At 64.6% G+C, this 25,496-nt stretch carries 26 protein-coding genes; 13 read left to right on the forward strand and 13 right to left on the reverse strand.

Annotated features, from left to right (window positions below; all coding sequences use genetic code 11):
* The first annotated feature begins 100 nt into the window (after positions 1-100).
* Positions 101-430, forward strand: coding sequence for a flagellar biosynthesis anti-sigma factor FlgM (gene flgM, locus LNV28_RS09505; protein WP_263520562.1), 330 nt, complete (start codon positions 101-103; stop codon positions 428-430).
* Positions 431-529: 99 nt separating this feature from the next.
* The gene (locus LNV28_RS09510) at positions 530-934 is read left to right on the forward strand and encodes a hypothetical protein (RefSeq protein WP_263520563.1); all 405 of its coding nucleotides are present in this window, start codon (positions 530-532) and stop codon (positions 932-934) included.
* A 57-nt stretch (positions 935-991) separates the two neighbouring features.
* Here the strand turns inward: LNV28_RS09510 and LNV28_RS09515 are convergent, their stop codons facing one another.
* From LNV28_RS09515 to kefF, 3 genes are read right to left on the reverse strand one after another with little or no spacing between them, the layout of a single operon-like run.
* The gene (locus tag LNV28_RS09515; protein ID WP_263520564.1) at positions 992-1,423 is read right to left on the reverse strand and encodes a DUF1841 family protein; all 432 of its coding nucleotides are present in this window, start codon (positions 1,421-1,423) and stop codon (positions 992-994) included.
* 25 nt (positions 1,424-1,448) lie between these two features.
* Positions 1,449-3,335: a glutathione-regulated potassium-efflux system protein KefC gene (gene kefC, locus LNV28_RS09520; protein WP_263520565.1), complete on the reverse strand. Its 1,887-nt coding sequence runs from the start codon at positions 3,333-3,335 to the stop codon at positions 1,449-1,451.
* Positions 3,332-3,982 (reverse strand): glutathione-regulated potassium-efflux system oxidoreductase KefF, encoded by a 651-nt coding sequence (gene kefF / locus LNV28_RS09525; RefSeq protein ID WP_263520566.1) that lies wholly within the window; start codon positions 3,980-3,982, stop codon positions 3,332-3,334. The genes kefC and kefF overlap by 4 nt, the downstream gene beginning before the upstream one ends.
* Positions 3,983-4,075: 93 nt before the next feature.
* On the opposite strand from kefF, the gene LNV28_RS09530 reads away from it, so the two are divergent.
* Both LNV28_RS09530 and LNV28_RS09535 read left to right on the forward strand, forming a co-directional pair.
* Entirely contained in the window at positions 4,076-4,717 is a 642-nt protein-coding gene (locus LNV28_RS09530; RefSeq protein ID WP_263520567.1) for an AAA family ATPase, read from the forward strand.
* Between the two features lie 138 nt (positions 4,718-4,855).
* The gene (locus tag LNV28_RS09535) at positions 4,856-5,611 is read left to right on the forward strand and encodes a response regulator (protein WP_263520568.1); all 756 of its coding nucleotides are present in this window, start codon (positions 4,856-4,858) and stop codon (positions 5,609-5,611) included.
* Between the two features lie 28 nt (positions 5,612-5,639).
* Here LNV28_RS09535 and LNV28_RS09540 read toward each other — a convergent pair whose 3' ends face one another.
* From LNV28_RS09540 to LNV28_RS09565, 6 genes are all read right to left on the reverse strand, one after another.
* Complete coding sequence (locus LNV28_RS09540) at positions 5,640-6,500, reverse strand: segregation and condensation protein A (protein ID WP_263520569.1); 861 nt, start codon at positions 6,498-6,500, stop codon at positions 5,640-5,642.
* Positions 6,501-6,533: 33 nt separating this feature from the next.
* The gene (locus tag LNV28_RS09545) at positions 6,534-6,737 is read right to left on the reverse strand and encodes a DUF3460 family protein (protein WP_263520570.1); all 204 of its coding nucleotides are present in this window, start codon (positions 6,735-6,737) and stop codon (positions 6,534-6,536) included.
* Positions 6,738-6,782: 45 nt separating this feature from the next.
* Positions 6,783-8,453, reverse strand: coding sequence for a SulP family inorganic anion transporter (locus LNV28_RS09550; RefSeq protein WP_263520571.1), 1,671 nt, complete (start codon positions 8,451-8,453; stop codon positions 6,783-6,785).
* Between the two features lie 46 nt (positions 8,454-8,499).
* Complete coding sequence (locus LNV28_RS09555) at positions 8,500-9,333, reverse strand: substrate-binding periplasmic protein (protein ID WP_263520572.1); 834 nt, start codon at positions 9,331-9,333, stop codon at positions 8,500-8,502.
* Positions 9,334-9,346: 13 nt separating this feature from the next.
* The gene (gene metG / locus LNV28_RS09560) at positions 9,347-11,401 is read right to left on the reverse strand and encodes a methionine--tRNA ligase (RefSeq protein WP_263520573.1); all 2,055 of its coding nucleotides are present in this window, start codon (positions 11,399-11,401) and stop codon (positions 9,347-9,349) included.
* A 95-nt stretch (positions 11,402-11,496) separates the two neighbouring features.
* Positions 11,497-11,700: a hypothetical protein gene (locus LNV28_RS09565; protein WP_263520574.1), complete on the reverse strand. Its 204-nt coding sequence runs from the start codon at positions 11,698-11,700 to the stop codon at positions 11,497-11,499.
* A 643-nt stretch (positions 11,701-12,343) separates the two neighbouring features.
* Between LNV28_RS09565 and minC the strand changes: the two genes are divergently transcribed.
* The 3 genes from minC to minE all read left to right on the forward strand — a co-directional run bounded on the left by minC (position 12,344) and on the right by minE (position 14,392).
* Complete coding sequence (minC, locus tag LNV28_RS09570; protein WP_263520575.1) at positions 12,344-13,201, forward strand: septum site-determining protein MinC; 858 nt, start codon at positions 12,344-12,346, stop codon at positions 13,199-13,201.
* A 104-nt stretch (positions 13,202-13,305) separates the two neighbouring features.
* A complete protein-coding gene (minD, locus tag LNV28_RS09575) occupies positions 13,306-14,121 on the forward strand; it encodes a septum site-determining protein MinD (protein ID WP_263520576.1) in 816 nt (271 codons plus the stop codon).
* 13 nt (positions 14,122-14,134) lie between these two features.
* Entirely contained in the window at positions 14,135-14,392 is a 258-nt protein-coding gene (gene minE / locus LNV28_RS09580; protein ID WP_102769837.1) for a cell division topological specificity factor MinE, read from the forward strand.
* Between the two features lie 280 nt (positions 14,393-14,672).
* On the opposite strand, the gene LNV28_RS09585 is transcribed toward minE, so the two are convergent.
* From LNV28_RS09585 to LNV28_RS09600, 4 genes are all read right to left on the reverse strand, one after another.
* Complete coding sequence (locus LNV28_RS09585; RefSeq protein WP_263520577.1) at positions 14,673-16,487, reverse strand: glutamine--tRNA ligase/YqeY domain fusion protein; 1,815 nt, start codon at positions 16,485-16,487, stop codon at positions 14,673-14,675.
* Between the two features lie 96 nt (positions 16,488-16,583).
* Complete coding sequence (locus LNV28_RS09590) at positions 16,584-17,408, reverse strand: LytR/AlgR family response regulator transcription factor (RefSeq protein WP_263520578.1); 825 nt, start codon at positions 17,406-17,408, stop codon at positions 16,584-16,586.
* Positions 17,405-18,544, reverse strand: a complete 1,140-nt coding sequence (locus tag LNV28_RS09595) for a sensor histidine kinase (protein WP_263520579.1) — start codon at positions 18,542-18,544, stop codon at positions 17,405-17,407. The genes LNV28_RS09590 and LNV28_RS09595 overlap by 4 nt, the downstream gene beginning before the upstream one ends.
* 153 nt (positions 18,545-18,697) lie before the next feature.
* The gene (locus tag LNV28_RS09600) at positions 18,698-20,242 is read right to left on the reverse strand and encodes a helicase HerA-like domain-containing protein (protein ID WP_263520580.1); all 1,545 of its coding nucleotides are present in this window, start codon (positions 20,240-20,242) and stop codon (positions 18,698-18,700) included.
* An 88-nt stretch (positions 20,243-20,330) separates the two neighbouring features.
* On the opposite strand from LNV28_RS09600, the gene LNV28_RS09605 reads away from it, so the two are divergent.
* The 6 genes from LNV28_RS09605 (at position 20,331) to rsfS (ending at position 25,483) form a co-directional block, all read left to right on the forward strand.
* Positions 20,331-21,056: a YebC/PmpR family DNA-binding transcriptional regulator gene (locus LNV28_RS09605; RefSeq protein ID WP_263520581.1), complete on the forward strand. Its 726-nt coding sequence runs from the start codon at positions 20,331-20,333 to the stop codon at positions 21,054-21,056.
* Positions 21,057-21,141: 85 nt separating this feature from the next.
* A complete protein-coding gene (gene purD, locus LNV28_RS09610) occupies positions 21,142-22,422 on the forward strand; it encodes a phosphoribosylamine--glycine ligase (protein WP_263520582.1) in 1,281 nt (426 codons plus the stop codon).
* Positions 22,419-23,066 carry a 1-acyl-sn-glycerol-3-phosphate acyltransferase gene (locus LNV28_RS09615; RefSeq protein WP_263568797.1) on the forward strand — a complete coding sequence of 216 codons (648 nt, stop codon included), beginning with the start codon at positions 22,419-22,421 and terminating at the stop codon, positions 23,064-23,066. The genes purD and LNV28_RS09615 overlap by 4 nt, the downstream gene beginning before the upstream one ends.
* On the forward strand, positions 23,063-24,031 hold the full coding sequence (gene hemF, locus LNV28_RS09620; RefSeq protein ID WP_263520583.1) for an oxygen-dependent coproporphyrinogen oxidase: 969 nt from the start codon (positions 23,063-23,065) through the stop codon (positions 24,029-24,031). The genes LNV28_RS09615 and hemF overlap by 4 nt, the downstream gene beginning before the upstream one ends.
* Positions 24,022-24,654, forward strand: a complete 633-nt coding sequence (gene nadD / locus LNV28_RS09625; RefSeq protein WP_263520584.1) for a nicotinate-nucleotide adenylyltransferase — start codon at positions 24,022-24,024, stop codon at positions 24,652-24,654. Before hemF ends, nadD begins: the two co-directional genes overlap by 10 nt.
* A gap of 7 nt (positions 24,655-24,661) precedes the next feature.
* Positions 24,662-25,483 carry a ribosome silencing factor gene (gene rsfS, locus LNV28_RS09630; protein ID WP_263520585.1) on the forward strand — a complete coding sequence of 274 codons (822 nt, stop codon included), beginning with the start codon at positions 24,662-24,664 and terminating at the stop codon, positions 25,481-25,483.
* The last annotated feature ends 13 nt before the right edge of the window (positions 25,484-25,496 follow it).

The raw sequence follows: 25,496 nt of genomic DNA on the forward strand, positions 1-25,496 counted from the left end.
GGGTCGATCTTGTCGAAAGTACTAAAGTCTTCATGTTGAGCGTCGATACACCGGAAAACCTGGACAGGTTTGGGCATGACCCAGGCCTATGGAGAGCACCATGAAAATCGGTAATAGCCCAGAAATCGCAGCGTCGGCCGTTGGTGCCGACAAGGCGGGCGCAACCCAGGCCGGGCGTTCGCAGGCTCAGGGCGCGGCCGCAGCGGTGGCCGGCAAAAAGGCGCCCGAAGCCAGCGCCACGTTGGAGCTGTCGACCAATGCCACCAAACTGCTGGCCGGCGTTCCTGAAGATGGCAGCTTTGACACGGAAAAGGTCGGCCGCATCTCCCAGGCGATTTCAGACGGCAAATTCACGGTCAATGCCAATGTCATTGCCGACAAGCTGATTGCCAATGCCCAGGAAATGCTCAGTCGCATGTCGCCGCACTGAGGCGCTTTGACGGCCGTGTCAGCAAGCGCGAGTCGGCCTGCTGCCAGGAGTTTCGATTGATACCCAACGCGTTCTCAACGCCTTATGGCGGGGACAGCCATGCACGCTTTGCCTCCAACTGAATCCAGCCCGGCCGCGGTCGGCCAGCAACTCGAACAACCTTTGTTGGAGGTGGAAAGCTGTCTGAATCTGCTCGGCGACGCCTTGTTGCGCCGGGACACCCAGGCGATCGAACAGTACGCCGGTCGCCTGCACCAAGCCTTGGCGCAGGCCATTTCCAGCTTCAGCGAAGCCGCACGCGCCGGCGCCGTGCCACCCCATCTGCGCCACCGCTTGGTCCAGGCCGGTGGGCGGGTGGCAGCGCAGCGTGAGTCTTTGGCCCGTGCCACGGCCGCACTTGACCGCGCCATCGATGTGCTGATGCCCGGCGAGCCCACGGGCTTGTACTCGGCGCTCGGCAAGAGTGAGCGCAAGAGCTTGGGCGGCCCCTCGATTCAGGCCTGAGTCCAAGCCGGCTCGGGCCGCTATGGGCCCCAGAGCCGACCTCGCTGCCAGCCACGCTCACTGCGTGGCTTTTTTTCGTACCTTGTCCAGGTAGGCGTGGCCGTCCGGCGGCAGGCCGCTGCGCTGCGATTCCCAGATCATCTCGCCCAGGCAGTCCATGGCCACATGGTGGGCCTCATGGAGCGAATTGCGCTTGGCCGCCAGCAGATCGACCGCCTGGCGGACGCCGTGCGGCTGGTCGATGGACTGCTGCTCGCTGATGGTCAGGTGCATGGACAGGTGCAGAAATGGGTTGGTTCGACCCTCCTCCACGCTGTACACCGCGGCCAGCGCCGCTTCCTCGTCGCCGAGTTCGGCGTGGTACTCCGGATGCTGGGCGATCCAGTCGGCGGCGATCGCCTCCATGGGAATCAAGGGCAGGCCGTCGCGCAGCTTGCGGTAGGTGGCGCAGAAAAAACGGCGCACCTCGAGTTGGGAGGGAGCAAACATAGGCGACGATTGTCGCCGCAGTCACTCAATCCTTGCTTGGCTTGAGCTCGGGCTCTTGCTTCTCAGCGCGGCTCCAGCTTCCGCCGGCGCGGGCCTGCTGTTGCTGGCGTGCCTGTTCGCGCTCTTGGGCCATCAGCGCTTCGAGCTGCAGCCTTGCTTGGCGGGCGGCGGCAATCAGGGCGCCGGTGTCGTGTTGCAGCGGCAGCATTTGCTCAAGCTGCTCGATATTGTGCTGGCGGAAGCGCCAGGCCAGCTTGCGTGCGGCATGGGGCTCCAGCCCCAAAACCTCCATGACACTGCGCCCACTGTTGAGGGCTGCATCAAAGGTTTCCCGTTCGATCAGCTCCACGCCGAGGTTGCGCAGGCCGAAGTAATGGCGCACATGGCGTGCCCTTGCCACCACCCGGGCTTGCGGAAAATGTTCGCGTGCCAGCTCGGCAATCTTCAGGCTTTGCTCCATATCGTCGACGGCGATCACCAGCACTTTCGCCTGTGCTGCCCCGGCGCTGCGCAGCAGGTCCAGGCGCGTTGCATCGCCGAAAAACACCCGCCAGCCGAACTTGCGCATGGCCTCGATCGCTTCGGCGTCATGGTCGAGCACGGTGGCTTCATAGCCGTGGGCGAACAGCAGGCGGCCGACAATCTGGCCATAGCGCCCAAAGCCCGCGATCAGGATAGGTGCCGGTTCCGGCGCTTCCTGTTCACCCGGCAGCGCCTGCTTGCGGCGCTGCAAGCGCGGCAGCAACAGGCGATCACTGAGCAGCAGCAGGGCCGGCGTGCAGGCCAGGGACAGGGCCACGGCCGCCACCAGGGCCGAGCTTTGGGTGGCATCGATCAAGCCGGCCTGCTGCGACAGTTGAAAGACCACGAATCCGAATTCACCGCCCTGGGCCAGCAGGATGACGAACACCGGGCGCTCCAGCACCGGGATCTGCATCCAGCGCGCCATGAAGCTCAAGAGCAGACCCTTGCAGAGCAGGAGTGCGGCCAGCAGCCCCAGGACCAGGGCGGTTTGCTCGCGCAGTACGCGCAGTTCCAGGCCCATGCCCACGGCGATGAAGAACAGGCCCAGCAGCAAGCCTTTGAAAGGCTCCAGATCGGTCTCCAGCTCGCGCCGGTATTCGCTCTCGGCCAGCAGCACGCCGGCCAGAAATGCGCCCAAGGCCATGGACAGACCGACGCTGTGCATCAGGGCCGCCGTGCCGATCACGAGCAGCAGGGCCGCCGCGGTGAAGATCTCGGGTGTGCGGCTGCGCGCAATCCAGCGCAGCGCCGGTCGCAGGGCCAGGCGACCGCCCAGCACGATCAGCAGCACCATGCCCAGGGCCTTGGCTGCTGCCCAGCCGCTGCCGCCGCTGCTGGGGTCCGCTGCGGTGGCAGCCACGCCAGCGGCCGCGACGATGGGCACCAGGGCCAGCACGGGAATCGCCGCGATGTCCTGAAGCAGGGCGACGCTGAGGATGCTCTGCCCGGCCGTGGTGCGGCCCAGATTGCGCTCGGCCAGCACCGCCAGGGCCACGGCCGTGGACGACATGGCCAGCCCCAAGCTCAGTACCAGGCCAAGTCCGGCAGGCACGCCGAACAGCGAGGCCAGGCCCAGGAGCAAAGCGGCGGAGCCGAAGAGCTGCAAGGAACCCCAGCCGAAGATCGGCCGGCGCAAGGCCCAGAGGCGTTTGGGTTCCAGCTCCAGGCCCACCAGGAACATCATCAGCACCACGCCGAACTCGGCCACTTCCAGAATCTGCCCCGGCTCGCTGATCCAACCCATCACGCTGGGCCCGATCAGCACGCCGGCGATCAGATAGCCCAGGATGGAACCCAGGCGCAGAAAACGTGCCAGTGGCACGGCGACCACCGCCGCGCCCAGGCAGACCAGGGGCAAATGCAGCCAGCTGCTACCGGCGGCGCTCATGGCTGCGCCTCCTGCGGCTGGCGTTGCAGGCTTGAGAACGGGGCCGGGCGGGCGTCCAGGGGAACTTCCGGAATGACCTGCGCGCTGCGGCCGCCGGCCTCGCACCATTGTGGGTAGTGCATCAGCTTGTCGATGAAGATCTGGGCATGTTGCTGCAGTTCCAGCTCTCCGGCTTGGTGGGCGCTGTGCAGCAGCAGGGGCGGTAGGAAATTCATGCCGCAGATGCGCGCGGTCTGGGCGTAGGGCAGCAAGAAATCGCCGATCGGATGTTCATGGTGGCCGCTGGCGCTGTAGGCCTCGGCGCTGCCGCCGGTGGAACTGACCAACCAGACATCCTTGCCGTGCAAGGCGTGACCGCCGGGCCCGTAGGCCCAACCAAAGCTCAGCACCTCGTCCACCCAGAGCTTTTGCAGGGCCGGCATGCCATACCAATGGAGCGGGTGCAAAAGCACCACCAGCTTGGCGGCGCTCAAGGCGCGCTGCTCCTCGGCCACATCAATGGCGTAGTCGGGGTAGCGGCGATACAAATCATGCAGGGTCCAGCGCACAGGCTGGGTACTCAGTGCGTCCAGCAATCGGGCGCTGACGCGCGATTGGGCCCTATCGGGGTGGGCAGCGAGGATGAGGATGTCAGAAATCTCGGGCATGCGCCGAGGTTAACCCGAGCAGGGCACCGTTAGGATGTCGGCCTGTGTTGTCGCTTGCAGCGGCTTTTGTTGACGCCCCTGAGGAGTGTGCCCATGCCCGTGATCCTGATCGCCAATCCCAAGGGAGGGGTAGGCAAGAGCACCTTGTCGACCAATGTGGCCGGCTACCTCGCGTCGCGCGGCCACAAAGTCATGTTGGGCGATGTCGACAAGCAGCAATCGGCCCGCCGCTGGCTGGCCCAGCGCCCGGCGCAGCTGCCCTTGATCCAGGGCTGGGATTTCGATGGTGAGCAGGTCGTTAAACCGCCCAAGGGGGTCAGCCACGTCGTGTTGGACTCGCCCGCCGGCCTGGATGGCAAGCGCCTCAAGACCCTACTCAAGCTGGCTGACAAACTCATCATCCCGCTGCAGCCCAGCATGTTTGACATCCAGGCCAGCTTTGACTTTGTCCAGAAACTGTCGGAGCTGCGCAGCCGTGATGACCCGCCCAAGCGTCTGCCCCAGCTGGCCCTGGTCGGCATGCGCGCCAAGGAGGGCACGCTGTCGCTGCAGCAGCTGCGCGGTTTTCTCGCCGGGCTGGACACGCCCGTGCTGGCCATCTTGCGTGACACCCAGAACTACGTGCAGCTGGCCGCGCAAGGTCTGAGCCTGTGGGATGTCGCCGAAGGCCGGGTCGAGCGAGACCTGGCGCAATGGGCGCCGCTAACGGCCTGGCTGGACGCCAAGTCGTCCTGATGCGCAGCACCCCATTCCGTGCGCCATCAGAACAGCTGTGCGGGCGTATCACCCATCGGGGTGTGTACCCCAGTCGCCTGCGGCGCTCTATCATTCAGCCCGCATGAGACACACCATAGGCTGCGCTGAAGGATGGGCATGAAGGTTTTGCTGATCGACGATCACCCGCTGATATTGGCGGCTTTGAAGACCGTCATCGAGGGCATGGGCGATCATGTGCAGGTGGTCGGCGCCGAAAGCGCGGCGGCCGCGCGCCAGGCTTTGTTGGCCCACAGCGACTTCAATCTCGTGCTGCTGGATCTTCAGCTGGGCGACGCCAGCGGCTTCGATGTGCTGGACGAGTTCCGCACCGCTTATCCGGCCCTGCCGGTGGTGATCATCTCAGCCTCTGATCGTGCCAGTGACGTGATCCGTGCGATTGACCAAGGTGCCATGGGCTTTGTGCCCAAGCGTGCCGAGACCGAGCTGCTGTCCCAGGCGCTCAAGCTGGTCATGTCAGGGGGCATCTATGTGCCGCCCATGGGTCTGGGCTCGGACGGCAGCTCGGAGCAGGACAGCGTTGCACGCGGCGACGCCTTGAGCCCGCAGCAGAGCAAGCTGCAGCAGATTCAGCAACAAGCGCTTGCTTCAAACTACCAAGTGACGACCGGTCTGGAGGGCTTGGCCCTGACACCGCGCCAGACCGATGTGCTGGCCCTGCTTTTGCAAGGCAAGCCGAACAAGATCATCGCGCGCGAGCTCGGGGTTTCGGTGGAGACCATCAAGGACCATGTGGCTGCCGTGCTCAAGGCCCTGGGTGTGGGCTCGCGTACGCAGGCGGTGTTGGCCGTCGGGCAAATGGTGCAGCGTCAGCCCGACGCGCATTTCTCGACCTGGCGGGTGGCCCCGCTCTGACCCTCGGGCCCGGTTGGTCGGGGTTGGTTCAGACCGGCGTATAGGCCAGGCGTACGTAAATAGGCGCAAAGGCCTCGGCCTGGGTGATTTCCAACAAGCGCTCGCGCGCCAGTTCCAACATGGCGATGAAGGTCACCACCAGCACCGACTGGCCGCGTGACACATCGAACAGCTGCTCGAACTCCACGAAACGCTGCCCCTGCAGCCGGCGCAGCACGATGCTCATGTGCTCTCGCACCGACAGCTGCTCGCGCGTGATCTTGTGGTGCTGATTCAGCTTGGCGCGACGCAGGATGTCCAGCCAAGCATCACGCAAGTCATTGGCGTCGACGTCCGGGAAGCGTGGCTGCAGCGACTGCTCGATGTGAATCTGGGCCCGTAAGAAATCCCGGCCCAAGACCGGCAGGGCGTCCAGCCGGGCTGCAGCCAGCTTGATCTGCTCATATTCCAGCAGGCGCCGCACCAGCTCGGCGCGTGGATCTTCAGGCTCTTTGCCGTCTTCGCTTTTCTTGGGCGGCAGCAACATGCGCGACTTGATCTCGATCAGCATGGCCGCCATCAGCAGGTACTCGCTGGCCAGCTCAAGGTTGTGCTTGCGCAGCTGGTCGACATAGCTGAGGTACTGGCGCGTCACATCGGCCAGCGGGATGTCCAGGATGTTGAAGTTCTGGCGCCGGATCAGGTAGAGCAGCAAGTCCAGCGGACCCTGGAAGGCCTCCAGGAACACCTCCAGCGCATCGGGCGGGATGTACAGGTCCAGCGGCATCTGGAACAGCGGCTCGCCGTAGAGCCGCGCCACGGCCACACTGTCGATGGTCTCCGGCAAGCCGGGCAGAGGGTCGGCCGGTGGCGGCGGCAGGTCGGCCGCGGGCGGGTGCTCGCTGCTCATGGTCTCGGTCGGTGCGAGAACCGGAATCTCTGCTTACTTGGCCTGGGTCTGGTAGACGTAGGGCTGCTGCTCGACACGTGCGGCCCGGTAATCTGCCTGGGCGGCCCGGTCCACGGGCTTGTCCCAGAGCAGGGCACGGCCGGCACGTTGTTCCGCCTCCAGCGTCGGCTTTTTGGCCTTGAGCTCATCGATGAAGGTGCTGGCTTCGGACTTGTAGGCTTTCCAGAACAGAGGCATGGTGTGGGCAGGTGCTGAGGGGCGGCGGACCGCAATCCGCGAATTTTACAGGCTGGCTGCCTTGGCCGAGGCCAGCCACTGCGTGAAATCGCCATGAATGCCTTGCGGGCCCAGGGCCTCGGCCAAGCCGCCGCGCTGGATCAAGCTGGCCGGCTGCTCGTTCAGCCCGCACAGCAGCAAGGTCTGGCCTTGTTTCTGCAGGCTGCGCTGCAATTGCAAGAGCGCATCGAGACCCGAGCTGTCCATCGAGATCAGCATGTGCATGTCCAGGACCAAGGTGTGCTCGCCCGCTTGCAGGGCCTGGCTCAGTCCTTCGACCTTGCCGACCGCGGCGAAAAACAAAGACCCGAACAGTTTGAGTGCTCGTGTGCCGGGTGGTAGCCCTTGCGACGGCAGCACTTGCACCGTGAAGAGGGTGCTCATACGGTAGATGAAGAACAGACAGGCCAGCACCAGGCCAGCCTCTACGGCGATCATCAAGTCGAAGATCACGGTCAAGCCGAAGGTGCCCAGCAAGATGGTGCGGTAGGGCAGGCTGAAGTGGCGCAGTCGCGCAAATTCGTGCCATTCGCCCATATTCCAGGCCACCACCAGCAGTATTCCTGCCAAGGCCGCCAGCGGAATATGGGCGGCCAAGGGCGCGGCAACCAGCACGATGATCAGCAGCACCAGCGCATGCACCATGCCCGCCACCGGACTGCTGGCACCGGCGCGCACATTGGTGACCGTGCGGGCGATGGTGCCGGTGGCCGGGATGCCGCCGAACAGCGGTGTTAGCAAATTGGCAATGCCTTGCGCCATCAGCTCCTGATTGGGGTCATGCCGCGGTTGTTCGCTGAGCTTGTCGGCCACGCGTGCGCAGAGCAGCGACTCGATGGCGCCGAGCAGGGTCAGGGTCAGCGTGGGCATCAGCAGCTGCTTGACGCCAGTCCAGCTGAAGCTCGGCCAGGCAAAGCTGGGCAGGGCCTGGGGAATGCCGCCAAAGCGGCTGCCAATGGTTTCGAGCGGCAGGTCCAGCCCGTAGCAGGCCAGGGTGGCGGCGACCAGGGCAATCACCGTCCCCGGCAGCAGGGCCATCGAGTGCCGCAGGCGAGCGCGCCAGGCCAGGGCTCCTCGCTCCATGGCATAGGTTTTGGGCCAGAGGCTGACGATGGCCACGCAGGCGCTGCCGACCAGGAGCGCCATCGGATTGATCTGCCCCAGATGCTGCGCGATCAAGTGAATCTGGCTGAAGAAGTCGGCCGGCATGTGGGCAATCGGCAGGCCCAGGAAGTCCTTCAGCTGGGAAAGGCCGATCAGCACCGCGATGCCATTGGTGAAGCCGATGACGATGCTGACCGGGATGTAGCGCACCCAAGCGCCCAGACGCAAGGCGCCCATGACGGTCAGCAAGCAGCCGGCCAGCATGCTTGCAATCAGGAGATTGGCCAGACCGTAACGCTGCACGATGCCGTAGATGACGACGATGAATGCGCCCGCCGGACCGCCGATCTGCACGCTGGAGCCACCCAGGGCCGAGATCAAGAAGCCGGCAATGATGGCGGTGAAGATGCCCTGTTCCGGTTTCACGCCCGAGGCGATGGCGAAGGCAATCGCCAGCGGCAGGGCGACGATGCCGACCGTGAAGCCGGCGCCCAAGTCGGCGATGAAGCGCTGACGGCTGTAGCCCTGCAGCAGGCTCAGCGAGCGGGGTCGGAATGGGTGGAGCGGCAACATGGCGTTGCTCTGATTCTGCGCCTGCTGGCCGCAACTGAGACGCTGATCAGCCGGCGTAGTTGCGCACGATGTTGTCGATCAGCTGCGCGCTGCCGGACTGACTCAGGCGGCGGTCGAGATGGGCGAGGATCTGGCGCGCCCCGGGAAAGTCCTGACGCAGGCCCACATGGAAGGGCACGGACGCAGCCATATACGGGGCCGGGATCGACATCACCTGAGCGTGGATGGCTAGTTTCTTGAGTCGCCACTGCGTGACCAGGGGGCTCAGGGAGACATGGACATCACCACGCGCCGCCATCACCATGCGGAAGATGGCGTCATGGCCGGTGGTCCACTCGACATGGGGGAAATCAGCCAGGGTCTGCTCGGCCCATTGATTGCCTTTTTGGTCCACCAGTTGAAAGGCCTTGAGTTCCTCACGCGAGCGCAGCTTTTCGAGCTGTGCACGCTGTGGATGGCGCGCGCTGAAGAACAGATGCGGCCGCAGTTCGACAAGGGGCACGTCGTTGAAGTGCGCGTAGACCTTGCGCTCATCCGAGGCGAAGGTGCACAGGCCATCGGCCTGGCCGAGTTTGACCACGGCCTGGGCGCGCCGCCAGGGCAGGCCCAGGTTTTCGATCTCGATGCTGTCCAGGTCCTTCAGCAGCGCCTGCAGCACATCGGGCAGGATGCCCTGGACGCGCCCGGGCTGGGTCAGCGGGTCAATGAAGGAGTAGGGCGCGTAGTCGTCGTTGTAGCTCATCAGCAAGCGCTGGCGGATGCCGGCGGCCTGCAACGTTAGCGGGCCTATCAGCAGGCCAGCGCCGAGCATGCCGGCGCCCATCAGGCCCAGGGCCTGGCGACGCGGCGTGCAGGCTTGAACCCGGGCGCACTGCGGCATGGGCCTGTTCGCTTCAGCGTACCCGCATGCCTGGCTGCGCGCCGGGGAATGGCTCAAGCACAAAGATGCCGGGCGTGGTCTTTTCATCGGCGTGGCTGGCAGCCAGCACCATGCCCTCGCTGATGCCGAACTTCATCTTGCGCGGCGCCAGATTGGCCACCATCACCGTCAGCTTGCCTTCGAGCTGCTCGGGTTGGTAGGCGCTCTTGATGCCGCTGAAGACATTGCGCAGGCGGCCTTCGCCCACGTCCAGGGTCAGGCGCAGCAGCTTGTCCGAACCCTCGACATGCTCGGCTTTGACGATCTTGGCGATGCGCAGATCGACCTTGCTGAAGTCTTCGATCTTGATCTCGGGCGCCAGCTCCTCGCCGCCGGGCACGGGCACGGGAGCGGCGGCTGCGGCCGGTGCTTCGAACAGCGCTTCCAGCAGCTTGGGATCGACCCGTTGCATCAAGTGCTCGTAGGCGCCGATCTGGTGGGCGCCCAGGGCGCGTGCGCTGTCGGCGAATTGCAGCGGCGCGATGCGAAGGAAGGTCTCGACCTTGGCGGCCAGCACTGGTAGCACCGGTTTCAGGTAGAGAGTCAGCAGGCGGAAGGCTTCGATGCAGACGCTGCAGACATCGTGCAGCACGGCATCCTTGCCTTCTTGCTTGGCCAGCTCCCAAGGCTTGTTCTGGTCCACATACTCGTTGACCCGGTCGGCCAGCAGCATGGTCTCGCGCAAGGCCTTGCCGAACTCGCGTTCTTCGTACAGCTCGGCGATGGTGCCGCTGTGGGCGCGCAGACCGTCCAGCAGAGCACGGCCTTCTACGCCCAGATCGGCCGACAGGTGGCCGTCGAAGCGCTTGGCTAGGAAGCCGGCAGCGCGCGAAGCGATGTTGATGTATTTGCCGACCAGATCGCTGTTGACGCGGGCGACGAAGTCATCGGGGTTGAAGTCGATGTCCTCGACCCGGGCGTTGAGCTTGGCGGCGATGTAGTAGCGCAGCCACTCGGCATTCATGCCCAGGTTCAGGTACTTGAGCGGGTCCAGGCCGGTGCCGCGGCTCTTGCTCATCTTCTCGCCGTTGTTGACGGTCAGGAAGCCGTGCACGAAGACATGGTTGGGCGTCTTGCGGCCGCTGAAATGCAGCATGGCCGGCCAGAACAAGGTGTGGAAATAAGTGATGTCCTTGCCGATGAAGTGCACCTGCTCGACCGACTCGTCGGCCATGAAGGCCTCGTAATCCTGGCCGGTCTTGCTGAAGTAGTTCTTCAGCGAGGCGAGGTAGCCGATCGGCGCATCCAGCCAGACGTAGAAGTACTTGCCCGGCGCATCGGGAATCTCGATGCCGAAATAGGGCGCGTCGCGGCTGATGTCCCAGTCACCGAGCCCACCTTTGCCGTCTTCATCCTTGGTGAACCATTCTTTGATTTTGTTCAGCACCTCGGACTGCAGGCGGCCCGGGGTTTGCGTCCACTGCTCGAGGAACTCGACGCAGCGTGGATCGCTGAGCTTGAAGAAATAATGCTCCGAGCTCTTCATCACCGGCGTGGCACCGCTGAGCACCGAGAAGGGATTCTTCAGTTCGGTCGGCGTGTAGACGGCACCGCAGGATTCGCAGGAATCGCCGTACTGGTCCTTGGCGCCACATTTCGGGCATTCGCCCTTGATGAAACGGTCCGGCAGGAACATGGCCTTTTCCGGGTCGAAGAACTGCTCGATGGTTTTCACCTCGATCAGCTCGTTGCGACGCAAGGCCTTGTAGACATCTTTGGACAGCTCGTGGTTCTCGACCCCGTCGGTCGAGTGCCAGTTGTCAAAGGCGATGTGGAAGCCGTCCAGATAGGCTTTGCGGCCGGCCGCGATCTGGGCCACGAACTGTTGCGGCGTGATGCCGGCCTTCTCGGCGGCAATCATGATGGGCGCTCCGTGGGCATCGTCGGCGCAGACGAAATGCACCTGCTGGCCCAGCATGCGCTGGAAGCGCACCCAGATATCGGCCTGGGTCCACTCCATGATGTGGCCAATGTGGCAGTTGCCATTGGCATAGGGCAGGGCGGTGGTGACGAAGAGCTTGCGTGTCATGGTGTCTTTGCGGGCCTGGCGGAGGTGCCGGGGAGGCGCGCATTTTAGGGCCATGCGTGCACAGGCCTGGCCGCTGCCGCCGCAGCGGGCCGGGCTCAGTTGCTCGTGGCAGGCGCCGCAGGGTCGGAGCTGACGCCGCCTTCGTTGGGCACCGCTTCGCCGCTGCCGTCTTCGGCGGGCGCGTCCTGATCGGGGCTGCCGTCAGGCTTTTGCAGCTTGCGCTGGCGTTTCTCTTCGGTTTTCTTCTTCTTGGCCAATTCGCGTTGGCGTTTTTCGTATGAGTAGTTCGGTGTGGCCAAGGACATGCTCCTGCAAGGCATCTGCGGGGCGCAGATAGGGGTGTCACTGTAACCGCTGGACGCTGTGGCCGGCGCGCTGGCGTGGTTCTGGCGCGCCTCCAGTTAGCGTGAAAAGCTCGGTTGAACATGAAGCATCGGCCCTAAGTGCCTGATTCTTATGGTCTAAAAAGACTATCCACTTTCGCTGTGGATAACTTTGTGGACAAGGCCCTCTGGAGCGCGCCAAACCCTTGTGGCGAGGCCATCTGGCTTAATCTGCCTCTTTTCGCGGCACTGGCGCTGTCTCTATATGAATCAATGACTTAGCGATCGTCTGCGCGAGCTGCCCGGCGCGGCCCCAGAGTTGCTTGGTCCAATTCCTGTGGATCAAGAAGTGGGGATAAGTCAAGCCCTGAACACGCTTCGTCGCGAAATTCAGTGACATTGCGGTGACAGACATGCCTCGTTTTTGCACAGCTGCTGTGGACAACTTTGTGGGCTGAATCTCGATAGCGTGGCTAAGTGCTTGATAGGGCTGGCGCTTTGCTGGTCTGCCTGGTTTTTGTGCAGGCGTGCGCCGGTATCGGGGGCGATGCCTAGGTCTTTGCGTGCGCTGCATGGCTAAAATCGCGCACTTTGCACGGTAGCGGCATCAGGGCAACAGATGACTCAGGCACAACAGGGAAGGACGGCGGCCAAAGCCGCCGAGGGTTTTGAGTTGAAGAGCACGACGCTGAGTCTGCTGTCGCTGCAGCTCAAGACCGCAGACCTGGCCGAACTCGGGCGCCAGCTGGAGCTTCGCTTGGGCGACACGCCCGATGTGTTTGGTCACGAACCCTTGCTGATCGATCTGAGCCAGCTGCCGCTGGAGGCGGCCGAGGCGAGCGATGCCCAAGAGCAGCCGACCCAGCTCAGCCTGGAGCCCGTGCTGCCGGGGCGGGCCGACGTGGATGTGGCAGCTTTGCTCGCTTTGCTGCGGCGCCACCGCATGGCGCCGGTAGCGGTGTACGGCGCCCAGCCTGCTGAGTTGGCGCAGGCCCTGTCCTTGGGCTTGGCCGAGGCGCCCGAACCCGACGTTCCGGCCGCGCCGCGCGCACGCTCGGTGGAGCCGGCGCCGGTGGTGCAGGAAGTGATTCGGGAAGTGGTGCACGAGGTCATTCGTGAAGTCGCTGTGCCGGGCGAAGCGGTCCGCACCCTGGTGGTGGACAAGCCGCTGCGCTCGGGCCAGCGCATCTATGCCAAGGGCGGCGATTTGGTCGTGCTGGCCCTGGTCAATCACGGTGCCGAGGTGATCGCTGACGGCCATATTCATGTCTATGCGCCGCTGCGCGGCAAGGCCATTGCCGGTGCGCGCGGCAACACCGAGGCGCGAATATTTGCGGCGAGCATGGAAGCCGAGCTGATTTCGATCGCCGGCATTTACCGCACCACCGAGAACCCCTTGCCCGATACGGTGCAGGGCAAGCCGGCCCAGATCCGGTTAGAGGGCGAGAAGCTCGTGATGGAAGCGCTGAAGCTCTGAGCGTCTGATTTGAAAGAAGGGCCGGGATCACCGGTCGGAACGAAAAAAGCAGGTCGGCGCTGGCGCCGGCCGCCTCAGTTGTAGTTTTGAAAGGATCTGATTCGATGACCAAGATCGTCGTGGTGACCTCGGGCAAGGGTGGCGTGGGCAAGACCACCACCAGCGCCAGTTTCGCAACCGGCCTGGCCTTGCGTGGACACAAGACCTGCGTGATCGACTTCGACGTCGGTCTGCGCAATCTCGACCTGATCATGGGCTGCGAGCGCCGTGTGGTCTATGACCTGATCAACGTCATCAATGACGAGATCAAGCTCAGCCAAGCGCTCATCAAGGACAAGCAGCTGGACAAGCTCTTCATCCTGGCCGCTTCGCAGACCCGCGACAAAGATGCGCTGACCTATGAAGGCGTGGAGCGCGTGCTCGAAGAGCTCAAGTCCATGGATTTCGAGTACATCGTCTGCGACTCGCCGGCCGGCATCGAAACCGGTGCACTGATGGCCATGCACTTCGCCGACGAGGCGCTGGTGGTGACCAACCCCGAGGTCTCCTCGGTGCGCGACTCGGACCGTATCCTGGGCATGCTCAACAGCAAGACCAAGCGCGCCATCGAAGGCAAGGATCCCATCAAGGAGCACCTGCTGATCACCCGCTACAACCCCAACCGGGTCGAGGGTGGCCATATGCTGTCGCTGGAAGACATCCACGAAATTCTGCGCACGCCGCTGATCGGCGTGATCCCGGAATCGGAAGTGGTGCTGCAAGCCTCCAACCAAGGCTCGCCTGCCATCCATATGCAAGGCACCGATGTTTCGGAGGCTTACAAGGATGTGATCAGCCGCTTCCTGGGCGAAGACAAGCCGATGCGCTTCATCGAAGCCGTCAAGCCCAGTCTGTTCAAACGCCTGTTCGGCGGCAAGTAAGCAGGAGGACCGGATGAGTTTCCTCAAATACTTTCTGGGTGAAAAGAAAAGCACCGCCAGCGTCGCCAAGGAGCGCCTGCAGCTGATCCTGGCCCACGAGCGCAACGGCCGCAAGCCCAGCGCCGATTACCTGCCTCAGCTCAAGAACGAGCTGCTGGCGGTGATTTCTAAGTACATCGACATCGACATGAAGGACATCAACGTCGATGTTCAGCATCATGGTGATATGGACGTGCTGGAGCTGAAGATCGAGCTGCCGGAAGGGCGCTGAGATTGCGAGTTACGAATCAAAAGGCCGCTGAAGCGGCCTTTTTTTGTGGGCGCATCGCAGGGCCTTGCATGGCGCCTATCGGCACTGAGCCGTCGTTCGCGGAGAAGTTTCAGCACGCAGAGTTCGCAGAGGACCGCAGAGGACGCTGAGAACACAAACCTCGCTCTTCTTCTCTCTCTGCGACCTCTGCGACCTCTGCGAACCTCCGCGCACTCTGCGTTCGTATTCAAATCTCAGGGAACGACGGTTCTGTGCCGCAAGCAGCCTTTTCAAGCTCTTCTTACTTCGCGCCCCAGTTGTCCCGCAAGCCCGTGATCTTGTTGAAGACGGGTTTGTCGCTGCGGTGGTCGACGCGGTCGGCGACGAAGTAGCCGTGGCGTTCGAACTGGACCTTCACATCGGCGGCAGCGCCCGCGAGGGATGGCTCCAAATAGCCGGTCACGACTTTGAGGCTGCTCGGGTTGATGGCTTCGAGGAAATCGCGGCCGCCGGCATCGGGTTGGGCTTCGGTGAACAGGCGGTCGTAGAGGCGCAGCTCGGCGCTGATGGCTTCGTGCGCACCCACCCAGGTGATCACGCCCTTGACCTTGACGGCGTCAGCGCCGGGCGTGCCGCTCTTGGTGTCGGGCACCAGGGTGGCCAGCACCGCGGTGATCTCACCGACTTCGTTCTTCTCGCAACCGGTGCATTCGATGATGTAGCCGGCCTTGAGGCGTGCCTTGTTGCCAGGGTACAAGCGGTGGTAGCCCTTGCTCGGAACTTCCATGAAGTCTTCGCGCTCGATCCACAGGGCCGGGCCGAGGCTGAAGCTGCGCTGGCCCAGCTCGGGCAGATGCGGGTGGGCGGGGGCGCTGCAGGGTTCGCGGTGTTCCAGGCTGCCGAAGATGTCCGCGTAATTGGTCAGTTTGAGCTGCACCGGGTCGAGCACGGCCATGGCGCGGGCGGTCTTGCCTTCCAGATCGCTGCGCAGGCAGCCGTCCAGCACGCTGTAGTCCAGCCAAGCATTGCTCTTGGTCACGCCGGTGGCTTCCACCATGGCGCGCACGCTCTCCGGCGTGTAGCCGCGGCGGCGCATGCCGACCAGGGTGGGCATGCGCGGGTCGTCCCAGCCGGCCACATGGCCTTCGTCGACCAACTGGCGCAGCTTGCGCTTGGAGGTGACCACATAGCTGAGGTTCAGGCGACCGAACTCGTACTGATGCGGCAGCGGGCGCTCGAGCAGGCCGCCGTCGGCCAAATGGCCGAGCAGCCAGTCGTAGAAGGGGCGCTGGTCTTCGAATTCCAGGGTGCAGATCGAGTGGCTGATGCGCTCGAGTGCGTCTTCGATCGGGTGGGCGAAGGTGTACATCGGGTAGATGCACCATTGGTCGCCCGTGTTGTGGTGGGTGGCGCGGCGGATGCGGTAGAGCGCCGGGTCACGCAGATTGATATTGGGGCTGGCCATGTCGATCTTGGCTCGCAGCACCATGGCACCATCCGGGTGCTTGCCCTCGCGCATTTCGCGGAAACGGTTCAGGTGGTGCTCCACGCCCAGACCGCGGAAGGGGCTGTTGACGCCCGGGGTGCTGAAGTCACCACGGTTGGCGCGCATGTCATCCGGCGTTTGTTCGTCCACATAGGCGAAACCGGCGCCGATCAGGTGCTCGGCCGCGCGGTACATGAAGTCGAAGTAGTTGCTGGCGTAGAACAGATGCGAGGTGCCGCCCTGGTTCCAGTCCCAACCCAGCCAGGACACCATCTCCTTGATGGCGTCCACGTATTCTTGCTCTTCCTTCTCCGGGTTGGTGTCGTCAAAGCGCAGATGGCAGATGCCGCCGTAATCGCGCGCCAGGCCGAAATTCAAGCAGATGGCCTTGGCGTGGCCGATGTGCAGATAGCCATTGGGCTCGGGCGGAAAGCGGGTGCGGATCTTGGCCGGGTCCAGGGGGCCTGCTGCATGGTGGGCGGCGTCGCCCGGGCTGCCGGCAAAGTGACGCTGGGGCTGGCCTTCTTGCTGGGCCAGGTCGCGCTCGATGATGGTGCGCAGGAAATTGTTGCCGGGCTTGGCGGCCTCGTTTTTGGCCTCGTCTTTGGCAGCGTCGTGGGTGTGGGACATGGGGTTTCAGCCGGCCGTGCAGGGCGGGATTGGAATGCGGTGAAGGCGAAATGCCTTGTTCAAAATGGACTTGGCCGCGATTTTATCGGCCCGGGCTCACATGCCCTTGAAAAGTGGTGCGTACAGGCGGCTGACGTTGAGTGTGTCGGGGCTGCCGTGCAGATGCAGGGTGAGGCGGCCGCTCTCGTCGCGCACCGCGCGGTCGATGGCATCGGCCCGCACGACCACGCTGCGGTGCACCTGCCAGAAGCGTTGGCTGTCCAGCTGGGGCAGCAGCTCGCGCAGGGAAATGCGCACCAGATGCTCCTTGTTCCGCGTCAGCACCCGCACGTATTTGTCGGCCGCCTCGAAGTACAGCACCTCGTCCACCGGCACCATCTGTATGGTCTGACCGATGCTGACTTGCAGCAGGCGCAGTGGCTCGGGGCGGTTGAGGCTGCTTGCCAGAACACCGGCGCTCAAGAGTTGACGCAACTGATCTACGGTGTTTTGCAACAAGGCCGGCGCCGGCTGCTCGGCCTGCCGGGCCAGCAAGGCCTTGCGCAGGCGTTCGCAGGTCTGCGCCAGGCGTTCGGGTTGGACCGGCTTGAGCACATAGTCCACGGCGGCGTGCTCAAAAGCCTGCAAGGCGTACTGGTCGTAGGCGGTGACGAAGACGAGCAGAGGGAAGGGCGTGCCTTCGCTGGGCCAGTCCTCGGCCAGGGCCGCTGCAGCTTCCAAGCCGCTGAGGCCCGGCATGCGGATGTCCAGGAAGCAGATGTCGGGCTGCTGGCGCAAGGCCTGGTCGACGGCCTCTTGCCCGTGGCCGGCCATGGCCACGACCTCGAGCGCCGGCCAAAGCCGACTCAGCTCTTGCCGCAGGCTCTCGGCCAGCAGGATTTCGTCTTCGGCAATCAGGGCGGTGCAGGCGGGCAAGTTCATGGGGCAGGGTGAGTTTGTGTCAGGAGACTCAGAGGCATGTGGATGCGGGCCCGGGTGCCAAGCTCCGGGGCTTCAAGCGCCCGTAGGCTCAGGCCCGCGCCGGCGCCGAACTGCGTGGCCAGGCGAGCGCGCACCTGATGCAGGCCGAAATGTGTGCCCTCGGCCTCAGAGCTGGGCTTGGCCGCAGACAAGCCGACGCCATGGTCCAGCACTTCCAGAATCAATTGATCGCCCTCGCGCCGGGCGATGACCTGCAGCCGGCCGCCGGCGATGGCCGGCTCCAACCCATGCTTGATCGCGTTCTCAACCAGGGGCTGCAGCAGAAGCGGCGGCACCGGCAGCTCGGCCAGCTCGGCCGGAAGATCCAGCTGGGGTTGCAGGCGGCTGCCCATGCGCACCTGCATCAGGGCCAGGTAGTCGCGCAGGCGAGCGAACTCCTCGCGCAGCGGGTGGCTGCCGCTGCGCGAAGCGTTCAAGGTGGCGCGCAGAAAGGCGATCAGGTGGTCCAGCATGCTTTGCGCCCGGGCCGCATCCATGCCGATCAGCACACGGAGATTGGCCAGGGTGTTGAACAACATGTGCGGCTCCAGCTGCGATTCCAGCAAGCGCAGCTGGTTCTCGGCGGCCAGGCGCTGGGCCGTCTGGGCCTGGGTGCGGGCCGCCTCGACCTGACCCTTGCCGACGAAGTAAATCGTCAGGGCCAGACCCGGCAAGAGCGAGACCCCCAGCATGCCGGCCGCCGAGCGCAAATTGACATGAAACAGACCCGGCTCATTGCGTCCGGTCAGCACATTGCCGAGCTCGATGCCCAGGGAGTAGCCGAGCAAGGTGCCCAAGAGCAGGCAGAGCAGCATCAGCGGCCAGCCCGGCCAGCCCTGAGTTTCCAGGCCTTGGCGGGTGCGCCGCAGATTGATCAATACGGTGCAGGCCTGCGCCAGCAGCTGGATCATGGCCGAGCAGCCCAGGGTGACGCACAGGCAGTACAGCCACTGGTTCTGGGTGCGCTGCCAGTTGCGCCCGAAGGCGTCGGGCGTCTGCAGGGTCAGCAAAAGGCTCATGAATCCCGTGATGCCGGCAATGATCAGTGCCTGGCGCAACAGCGGGCGAGTCCAGATCGTCGGGGCGGAAGTGGTCATGGGCGGCAAAGTGTGCAGGGGACGGCTGGAGTGTCAGGGCTGGCGCGCCCTCCGGCCAGCGCGCTGCGACCGCCGGCCCGGTGGCGGCGCGAAATGAAACAGGAGAGCGCGGAGTGGCTGGGCAACGAAGCGCCGAAGCGCCGTGTTGCGGGCTCAGCGGCGCCGGCTGCTGCTCTTGCCCGCGCTGCCGCCCAGCAGGCTGCCCAGCACGCCGCGCACGATCTCGCGGCCGACCGAAGAGCCAATGCTGCGCAGAGCCGACTTGGCCGCCGTCTCGGCCAGGCCTTCGCGTCGGCCGCCGCGTGGGCCGGTGCTGCCGAAGAGCACATCCTTGAGACCGCCGAGCAGGCCGCCGCCATCCTCGCTTTCTGCGGCGCCGCTGCCGGCCGGGGCCGGGGCTGCAGCGCTTGGTCCGGCCGCCGCCGGCGCTCGGCCGCGCAGCTTCTCGTAGGCCGATTCGCGGTCCACCGCCTGCTCGTAGACGCCGGCCACCAGCGAGCTCTTCAGCAAAGCCTGGCGCTGCTCGGGCGTGATCGGGCCGATCTGGCTGCCCGGGGGCAGGATGAAGACGCGCTCGGTCACGCTGGGCCGGCCCTTCTCGTCCAGCAGGCTGACCAGAGCCTCGCCCACGCCAAGCTCGGTGATGGCCGCGGCGACATCGAGGCCTGCATTGGCCCGCATGGTCTCGGCCGCGGCCTTGACGGCCTTCTGGTCGCGCGGCGTGAAGGCGCGCAGGGCGTGCTGCACCCGGTTGCCGAGCTGGCCCAGCACCGCATCGGGGATGTCCAGCGGGTTCTGGGTCACAAAATAGACGCCCACGCCCTTGGAACGCACCAGGCGCACCACCAGCTCGATGCGCTCGACCAGGGCGGCCGGCGCGTCCTTGAACAGCAGGTGGGCCTCGTCGAAGAAGAACACCAGCTTGGGTTTGTCCAGGTCGCCCACCTCGGGCAGGCTTTCGAACAGCTCGGACAGCATCCAGAGCAGAAAGCTGGCGTAGAGCCGCGGTGCGGTCATCAGCTGGTCGGCGGCCAGGATGTTGATGACGCCCAGGCCGCGGTCCTGCTGGATCAGGTCTGCAATATTGAGCATGGGCTCGCCGAAGAACTGGTCGCCGCCCTGGGCCTCGATCTGCAGCAGGCCGCGCTGGATGGCGCCGACGCTGGCGGCCGAGACATTGCCGTACTCGGTGGTGAACTGCGCCGCGTTCTCGCCCACATGCTGCAGCATGGCGCGCAAGTCCTTGAGGTCCAGCAGCAGCAGGCCGGCGTCGTCGGCGATCTTGAACACCATCTGCAGCACGCCTTGCTGGGTCTCGTTCAGGTCCAGCATGCGCGAGAGCAAGAGCGGGCCCATGTCTGACACGGTGGCACGCACTGGGTGGCCTTGCTTGCCGAATACATCCCATAGCGTGGTCGGGCAAGCCAGCGATGCCGGCGCCTCCAGGCCGCGGTCCTTGAGTACTGCCTGCAACTTGGGCGAGAGGCTGCCGGCCTGCGAGATGCCGGTCAGGTCGCCCTTCACATCGGCCATGAAGACGGGCACGCCGATGCGGCTGAAGTTCTCAGCCAGGGTCTGCAAGCTGATGGTCTTGCCGGTGCCGGTGGCGCCCGTGATCAGGCCGTGGCGGTTGGCCAGGGCGGGCAGCAAAAAGCACTCAATGGCGTCGCGGCGGGCCAGCAGAATCGGGTCAGGCATGGGGTGTCCGGGTGGCAAAGCTAAAATCGCAGTCTATCCAACTCAAATGAGGGTGCGCCCGAGGCGCATCCAGCAGGAGCAGAGCCATATGGCTGGTCATTCCAAGTGGGCCAATATTCAGCATCGCAAAGGCCGCCAGGACGAGAAGCGCGGCAAGATCTGGACACGCATCATCCGTGAAATCACGGTGGCAGCGCGCCAGGGCGGCCCGGACATCAAGGACAACCCTCGCCTGCGTCTGGCGGTGGAAAAAGCCAAGGCCGCCAATATGCCGGCCGACCGCATCAAGTACAACATCGACAAGGCCAGCGGCAACCTCGACGGCATCAGCTACGAGGAAATCCGCTACGAGGGCTACGGCATCGGCGGCGCGGCCGTGATGATCGACACCATGACGGACAACAAGGTCCGCACGGTGGCCGAGGTGCGTCATGCCTTCAGCAAGTACGGTGGCAATATGGGCACGGATGGCTCGGTGGCCTTCCAGTTCAAGCACTGCGGTCAGCTTATCTTTGCCCCCGGCAGCTCGGAAGACAAGATCATGGAAGTGGCGCTGGAGGCCGGCGCTGACGATGTGGTGACTGACGAAGACGGCGCAATTGAAGTGCTGACGCCGCCGACCGAGTTCGAAGCGGTGCAGGCAGCCCTGGAGGCCGCCGGCTTCAAGCCCGAAATGGCCGAAGTGACGATGCGGGCCGAGAACACGATCAGCCTGAGCGGCGATGATGCCGCCCGGATGCAGAAACTGCTCGACGTGATCGAAGACCTGGACGATGTGCAGGCGGTCTATCACAACGCCGCCATCGAAGTCTGATCCGGCCCACCGTGCTGAACAGCAGCCTCGCGCAGGCAAGAGCAACCGCAAGTAAAGCGCTGACGCAGCGCATGGAAGTCATCGAATGAAGGTCTTGGTACTGGGCAATGGCGGGCGCGAACATGCGCTGGCATGGAAGCTGGCACAGGCGGAACGCGTGAGCCAGGTCTTTGTGGCGCCAGGCAACGGCGGTACGGCCCGCGATGCGCGGCTGAAGAATGTGCCCATCACCGACGTGAAGGCGCTGGCCGACTTCGCCGAGGAGCAGAAGATCGCCCTGACCGTGGTCGGCCCCGAGGCCTTCCTGGCCGCCGGCGTGGTGGACGAGTTCCGCGCTCGTGGCCTGCGCATCTTTGGCCCGACCAAGGCGGCCGCGCAGCTGGAGTCGTCCAAGGCCTTCGCCAAGGACTTCATGAAGCGCCACGGCATTCCCACGGCGGCTTACGAAACCTTCAGCGATGCCGCGGCGGCCCATGCTTATGTGGACGCCCAAGGTGCGCCCATCGTCATCAAGGCCGACGGCCTGGCTGCCGGCAAGGGTGTGGTCGTGGCCATGAGCTTGGCCGAAGCGCATGAGGCCATCGACTGGATCCTGGCGGACAACAAGCTGGGCGTGGTGCACAACGAGGGCGGCGCGCGCGTCGTTATCGAACAGTTCCTGCACGGCGAGGAAGCCAGCTTCATCGTGCTCTGCGACGGCAAGAATGTCGTGTCTTTGGCCACCAGCCAGGACCACAAGCGCCTGCTGGACGGCGACGAAGGCCCGAACACCGGGGGCATGGGCGCCTACTCGCCCGCCCCGGTCGTGACGCCCAATGTCCACGCCAAGGCCATGCACGAAATCATCATGCCCACCATCCAGGGCATGGCGCGCGACGGCATTCCTTTCACTGGCTTTCTCTATGCCGGCCTGATGATCGACGAGCACGGCCAGCCGCGCACGGTCGAGTTCAACACCCGCATGGGCGACCCGGAAACTCAGCCCATCATGATGCGGCTGAAGAGCGATCTGCTCGATCTGTTGCTGCATGCAACCGATGGCACGCTGGACCAGGTCGAGCTGCAATGGGACCGCCGCGTGGCGCTCGGCGTGGTGGTGGCCGCCCACGGCTACCCTCTCACTCCGCGCAAGGGCGACGCGATCAGCGGCCTGCCGGCCGACGCGGAGAATGTCATGGTCTTTCATGCCGGCACCGCCGAGGTCGACGGCAAGCTGCAGAGCTCCGGCGGCCGCGTGCTTTGCGTCACGGCTCTTGGCGAGTCGGTGCGCACGGCGCAGCAGGCGGCCTATGAGGCCCTGGTCCAGATCCAGTTCGATGGCAAGCAGTACCGCCAGGACATCGGTCACCGTGCGGTGAAGCGTTGAGTAAAGCGAAGTCGAGCTTGCCCTCCGTGCCGCAGTGGATCAGCGGCCCTATGCCGGTGCAGCCGCAGGGCAGCCGCCTGGCCCGTGGCCTGCTGGCGCTGGCGGGTTGGCGGCTCGATTTCCCGGGTCTGCCGGGCCAGCAGGGCGTGATCCTGGTCTACCCCCACACCTCCAACTGGGACTTCGTCCTCGGCCTCTTGGGCAAGGCGGCGCTGGGCGTGCGCCTGCGCTTCTGGGCCAAGGACAGCCTGTTCCGCGTGCCGGTGTTCGGGCCCTGGATCCGTTCGCTCGGTGGCGTGGCGGTGAACCGCAGCAGCCGCAACGGTCTGGTCGGCGACACGGCCGCACAAATGCAAGCAGCCGCACGCGCGGGCCAGATGTTCTGGCTGGCCGCTGCACCCGAGGGCACGCGTTCGCTGGCCCAGGGCTGGCGTTCGGGCGCCTACCAGGTGGCTTTGCAAGCCGGCGCGCCGGTCGGCCTGGCCACATTCGACTTCGCCACCCGCACCATTGCGCTCAATCGCTTCGTACGCCTGAGTGGCGATGTCGAGGCCGATCTGGCCTTGATGGCCGAGCATTTCGCCCCCTATCGCGGCAAGCGCCACCACCTGGCCAGTCCGATCCGGATGAACACCAAGACATGAGCATTCCACCCAGCTTCGGCACGGCGACCCTCGATACGCAGCGGGTCCGCGACTACCTGCTCGATCTGCAGGACCGCATCATCTCGGCCTTGCAGGCGGTGGACGGCAACCCCTTTGTCAGCGATGGCTGGACGCGCGAGCCCGGCAGCCGCCTGGAAGGGGATGGTTTGTCGCGTCTGATCGAGGGCGGTGCGGTCTTCGAGCGCGGCGGCTGCAATTTCTCGCATGTGCGGGGTCGGGTCTTGCCCCCGTCGGCCACCCAGCATCGGCCCGAGCTGGCCGGTGTGCCCTTCGAGGCCATGGGCGTGTCCCTGGTCATGCACCCGCACAACCCTTTTGTGCCGACCGTGCACATGAATGTGCGCATGTTCGCGGCCTTGCCCGAGGGGCAAGAGCCTGTGGTCTGGTTTGGTGGCGGCATGGACCTGACGCCCTACTACGGCTTCGAGCGCGACGCCCAGCACTTCCATCGGACCTGCGAGGCGGCCCTGCAGCCGCATGGCGAACAGCTCTACCCGCATTTCAAGCAGTGGTGCGACGAGTACTTCTTCCTCAAGCACCGCAACGAGCCGCGCGGCATCGGCGGCATCTTCTTTGATGACCACGCCGAGGGCGGCTTTGAGGCGGCATTTGCCATGATGCGCTCGGTGGGCGATGCCTTCCTGCCGGCTTACTTGCCTATCGTCGAGCGTCGCCATGCTTATGCCTATGGCGAGCATGAACGCGATTTCCAGGCCTACCGTCGCGGACGCTACGTCGAATTCAATCTGGTTTTTGACCGTGGCACTTTGTTCGGCCTGCAGTCGGGTGGGCGTACCGAGTCCATCCTGATGTCCATGCCGCCAATCGTCAAATGGCGTTATCAGTGGGCGCCGGAAGAGGGCACGCAGGAAGCGCGGCTGTACAGCGATTTCCTGCGCCCGCGCGACTGGGCTCATGAGCCGGCCACCCATCTATGGCTCTAGACCCCGCCCTGTCGGCTTCACCCGGCCCGCGCCGGGCACGGGTCGGCTTGTTCGGGGGCTCGTTCGATCCGGTGCATGTGGCCCATTTGGCCCTGGCGCGTTGTGCGCTGGAGCAATTGGAGCTGGATCAGCTGCTGTGGCTGCCGGCCGGTCGGCCCTGGCAAAAGACGGGGCGTGGCCTGGCCTCGCCCGAGCATCGGCGCACCATGGTGGCGCTGATGCTGGCGGGTGAGTCGCGTTTTGTCATTGACGACAGCGAGCTGGAGCGAGACGGCGCCAGCTACACCATCGACACCGTGCGGGCCCGTCAGGCCGCACATCCGGACGAGGACCTGTTCCTCGTCATCGGCCAAGACCAGTACGAGCGCCTGCACAGCTGGCGCGAGTGGCGCGAGTTGCTGCAGCGGGTGACGCTGGCGGTGGCGGCACGGGCGGGTCAAGAAGTTCGGGGTTCTGCCGATGTGCAGATGGAGCCCCATTCCTTGCTGAAACTGGCCCTGCCAGCGATGCAGGTTTCATCAACCCAAGTGCGCGAGCTGGCCTCGCGTGGCGAGGACATCCGCCCCTTGGTGGGCGACGCGGTCGCGGGGTATATTGCCCAGCACCGTCTTTACAGTGAGTAGGTACTGAATGGACATTCGTAAGCTGCAACGCGCCATCGTCGATGGTTTGGAAGATGTGAAGGCCCAGAACATCGTGGTCTTCAACACGGAGCACCTGTCGCCGCTGTTCGAACGCGTGATCATCGCGTCCGGCACCAGCAACCGGCAGACCAAGGCCCTGGCTTCCAGCGTGCGCGTGACAGTCAAGGAGCGTGGCATGGATGTGCTGCGCTGCGAAGGCGAAGAGAACGGCGAATGGATCATCGTCGACTGCGGCGCGGCCGTCGTCCACGTGATGCAGCCGGCCATCCGCGACTACTACCATCTCGAAGAAATCTGGGGCGGCAAGCCGGTCAAGCTGGCTTTGAACGATGGCAAGACCAAGCTGGTCAAGGCCTCGGAAGAAGAGGACGAAGAAGAAGACGCAGCTCCAGTCAAGAAGAGCGCGGCGAAGAAGAAAGCGGCTGTCAAGCCTTCGCTGCCGGGCAAGCCGGGCGTGAGCAAGAAGGCGGCGGCAGCTGCCGCGGAAGCCAAGCCTGTGGCCAAGAAGGTTGCGGCCAAGAAGGCTCCGGCCAAGAAGAGCGCCAGCAGCCGAGAGGTCGATGCCAAGACTCCGGCCGCCAAGACCATCAAGGTTGGCCTCACCAAGCCGGCGACCAAACCCGCTGCCAAGAAACCTGCGGCCAAGAAGGTTGCGACCAAGACCGTGGGTGTGAAGAAGGCCCCGGCCAAGGCAGCCGCGGCCAAGCCAGCCGTCAAGGCTGTGGCCAAGAAGGTCGCCGCTAAACCGGCCACCAAGCCGGCCACCAAACCGGCCGCCAAAAAGACAGCGCTCAAGAAGAACGTTTGAGCGCCGTCTGAAC

The sequence above is a fragment of the Paucibacter sp. DJ2R-2 genome, from assembly GCF_025717675.1.
Classification (GTDB): Bacteria; Pseudomonadota; Gammaproteobacteria; order Burkholderiales; family Burkholderiaceae_C; genus Paucibacter_A.

Excerpts from the sequence above, each read along its gene's own strand:
- metG (WP_263520573.1), bottom strand. The coding sequence starts at position 11,401 with ATGACACGCAAGCTCTTCGTCACCACCGCCCTGCCCTATGCCAATGGC.
- LNV28_RS09605 (WP_263520581.1), top strand. The coding sequence starts at position 20,331 with ATGGCTGGTCATTCCAAGTGGGCCAATATTCAGCATCGCAAAGGCCGC.
- flgM (WP_263520562.1), top strand. The coding sequence starts at position 101 with ATGAAAATCGGTAATAGCCCAGAAATCGCAGCGTCGGCCGTTGGTGCC.
- rsfS (WP_263520585.1), top strand. The coding sequence starts at position 24,662 with ATGGACATTCGTAAGCTGCAACGCGCCATCGTCGATGGTTTGGAAGAT.
- LNV28_RS09530 (WP_263520567.1), top strand. The coding sequence starts at position 4,076 with ATGCCCGTGATCCTGATCGCCAATCCCAAGGGAGGGGTAGGCAAGAGC.
- LNV28_RS09585 (WP_263520577.1), bottom strand. The coding sequence starts at position 16,487 with ATGTCCCACACCCACGACGCTGCCAAAGACGAGGCCAAAAACGAGGCC.
- minE (WP_102769837.1), top strand. The coding sequence starts at position 14,135 with ATGAGTTTCCTCAAATACTTTCTGGGTGAAAAGAAAAGCACCGCCAGC.
- LNV28_RS09515 (WP_263520564.1), bottom strand. The coding sequence starts at position 1,423 with ATGTTTGCTCCCTCCCAACTCGAGGTGCGCCGTTTTTTCTGCGCCACC.
- LNV28_RS09550 (WP_263520571.1), bottom strand. The coding sequence starts at position 8,453 with ATGTTGCCGCTCCACCCATTCCGACCCCGCTCGCTGAGCCTGCTGCAG.
- LNV28_RS09545 (WP_263520570.1), bottom strand. The coding sequence starts at position 6,737 with ATGCCTCTGTTCTGGAAAGCCTACAAGTCCGAAGCCAGCACCTTCATC.
- LNV28_RS09595 (WP_263520579.1), bottom strand. The coding sequence starts at position 18,544 with ATGACCACTTCCGCCCCGACGATCTGGACTCGCCCGCTGTTGCGCCAG.
- LNV28_RS09540 (WP_263520569.1), bottom strand. The coding sequence starts at position 6,500 with ATGAGCAGCGAGCACCCGCCCGCGGCCGACCTGCCGCCGCCACCGGCC.
- purD (WP_263520582.1), top strand. The coding sequence starts at position 21,142 with ATGAAGGTCTTGGTACTGGGCAATGGCGGGCGCGAACATGCGCTGGCA.
- minD (WP_263520576.1), top strand. The coding sequence starts at position 13,306 with ATGACCAAGATCGTCGTGGTGACCTCGGGCAAGGGTGGCGTGGGCAAG.
- LNV28_RS09510 (WP_263520563.1), top strand. The coding sequence starts at position 530 with ATGCACGCTTTGCCTCCAACTGAATCCAGCCCGGCCGCGGTCGGCCAG.
- nadD (WP_263520584.1), top strand. The coding sequence starts at position 24,022 with ATGGCTCTAGACCCCGCCCTGTCGGCTTCACCCGGCCCGCGCCGGGCA.
- LNV28_RS09555 (WP_263520572.1), bottom strand. The coding sequence starts at position 9,333 with ATGCCGCAGTGCGCCCGGGTTCAAGCCTGCACGCCGCGTCGCCAGGCC.
- LNV28_RS09535 (WP_263520568.1), top strand. The coding sequence starts at position 4,856 with ATGAAGGTTTTGCTGATCGACGATCACCCGCTGATATTGGCGGCTTTG.
- kefF (WP_263520566.1), bottom strand. The coding sequence starts at position 3,982 with ATGCCCGAGATTTCTGACATCCTCATCCTCGCTGCCCACCCCGATAGG.
- LNV28_RS09600 (WP_263520580.1), bottom strand. The coding sequence starts at position 20,242 with ATGCCTGACCCGATTCTGCTGGCCCGCCGCGACGCCATTGAGTGCTTT.
- hemF (WP_263520583.1), top strand. The coding sequence starts at position 23,063 with ATGAGCATTCCACCCAGCTTCGGCACGGCGACCCTCGATACGCAGCGG.
- minC (WP_263520575.1), top strand. The coding sequence starts at position 12,344 with ATGACTCAGGCACAACAGGGAAGGACGGCGGCCAAAGCCGCCGAGGGT.
- LNV28_RS09590 (WP_263520578.1), bottom strand. The coding sequence starts at position 17,408 with ATGAACTTGCCCGCCTGCACCGCCCTGATTGCCGAAGACGAAATCCTG.
- kefC (WP_263520565.1), bottom strand. The coding sequence starts at position 3,335 with ATGAGCGCCGCCGGTAGCAGCTGGCTGCATTTGCCCCTGGTCTGCCTG.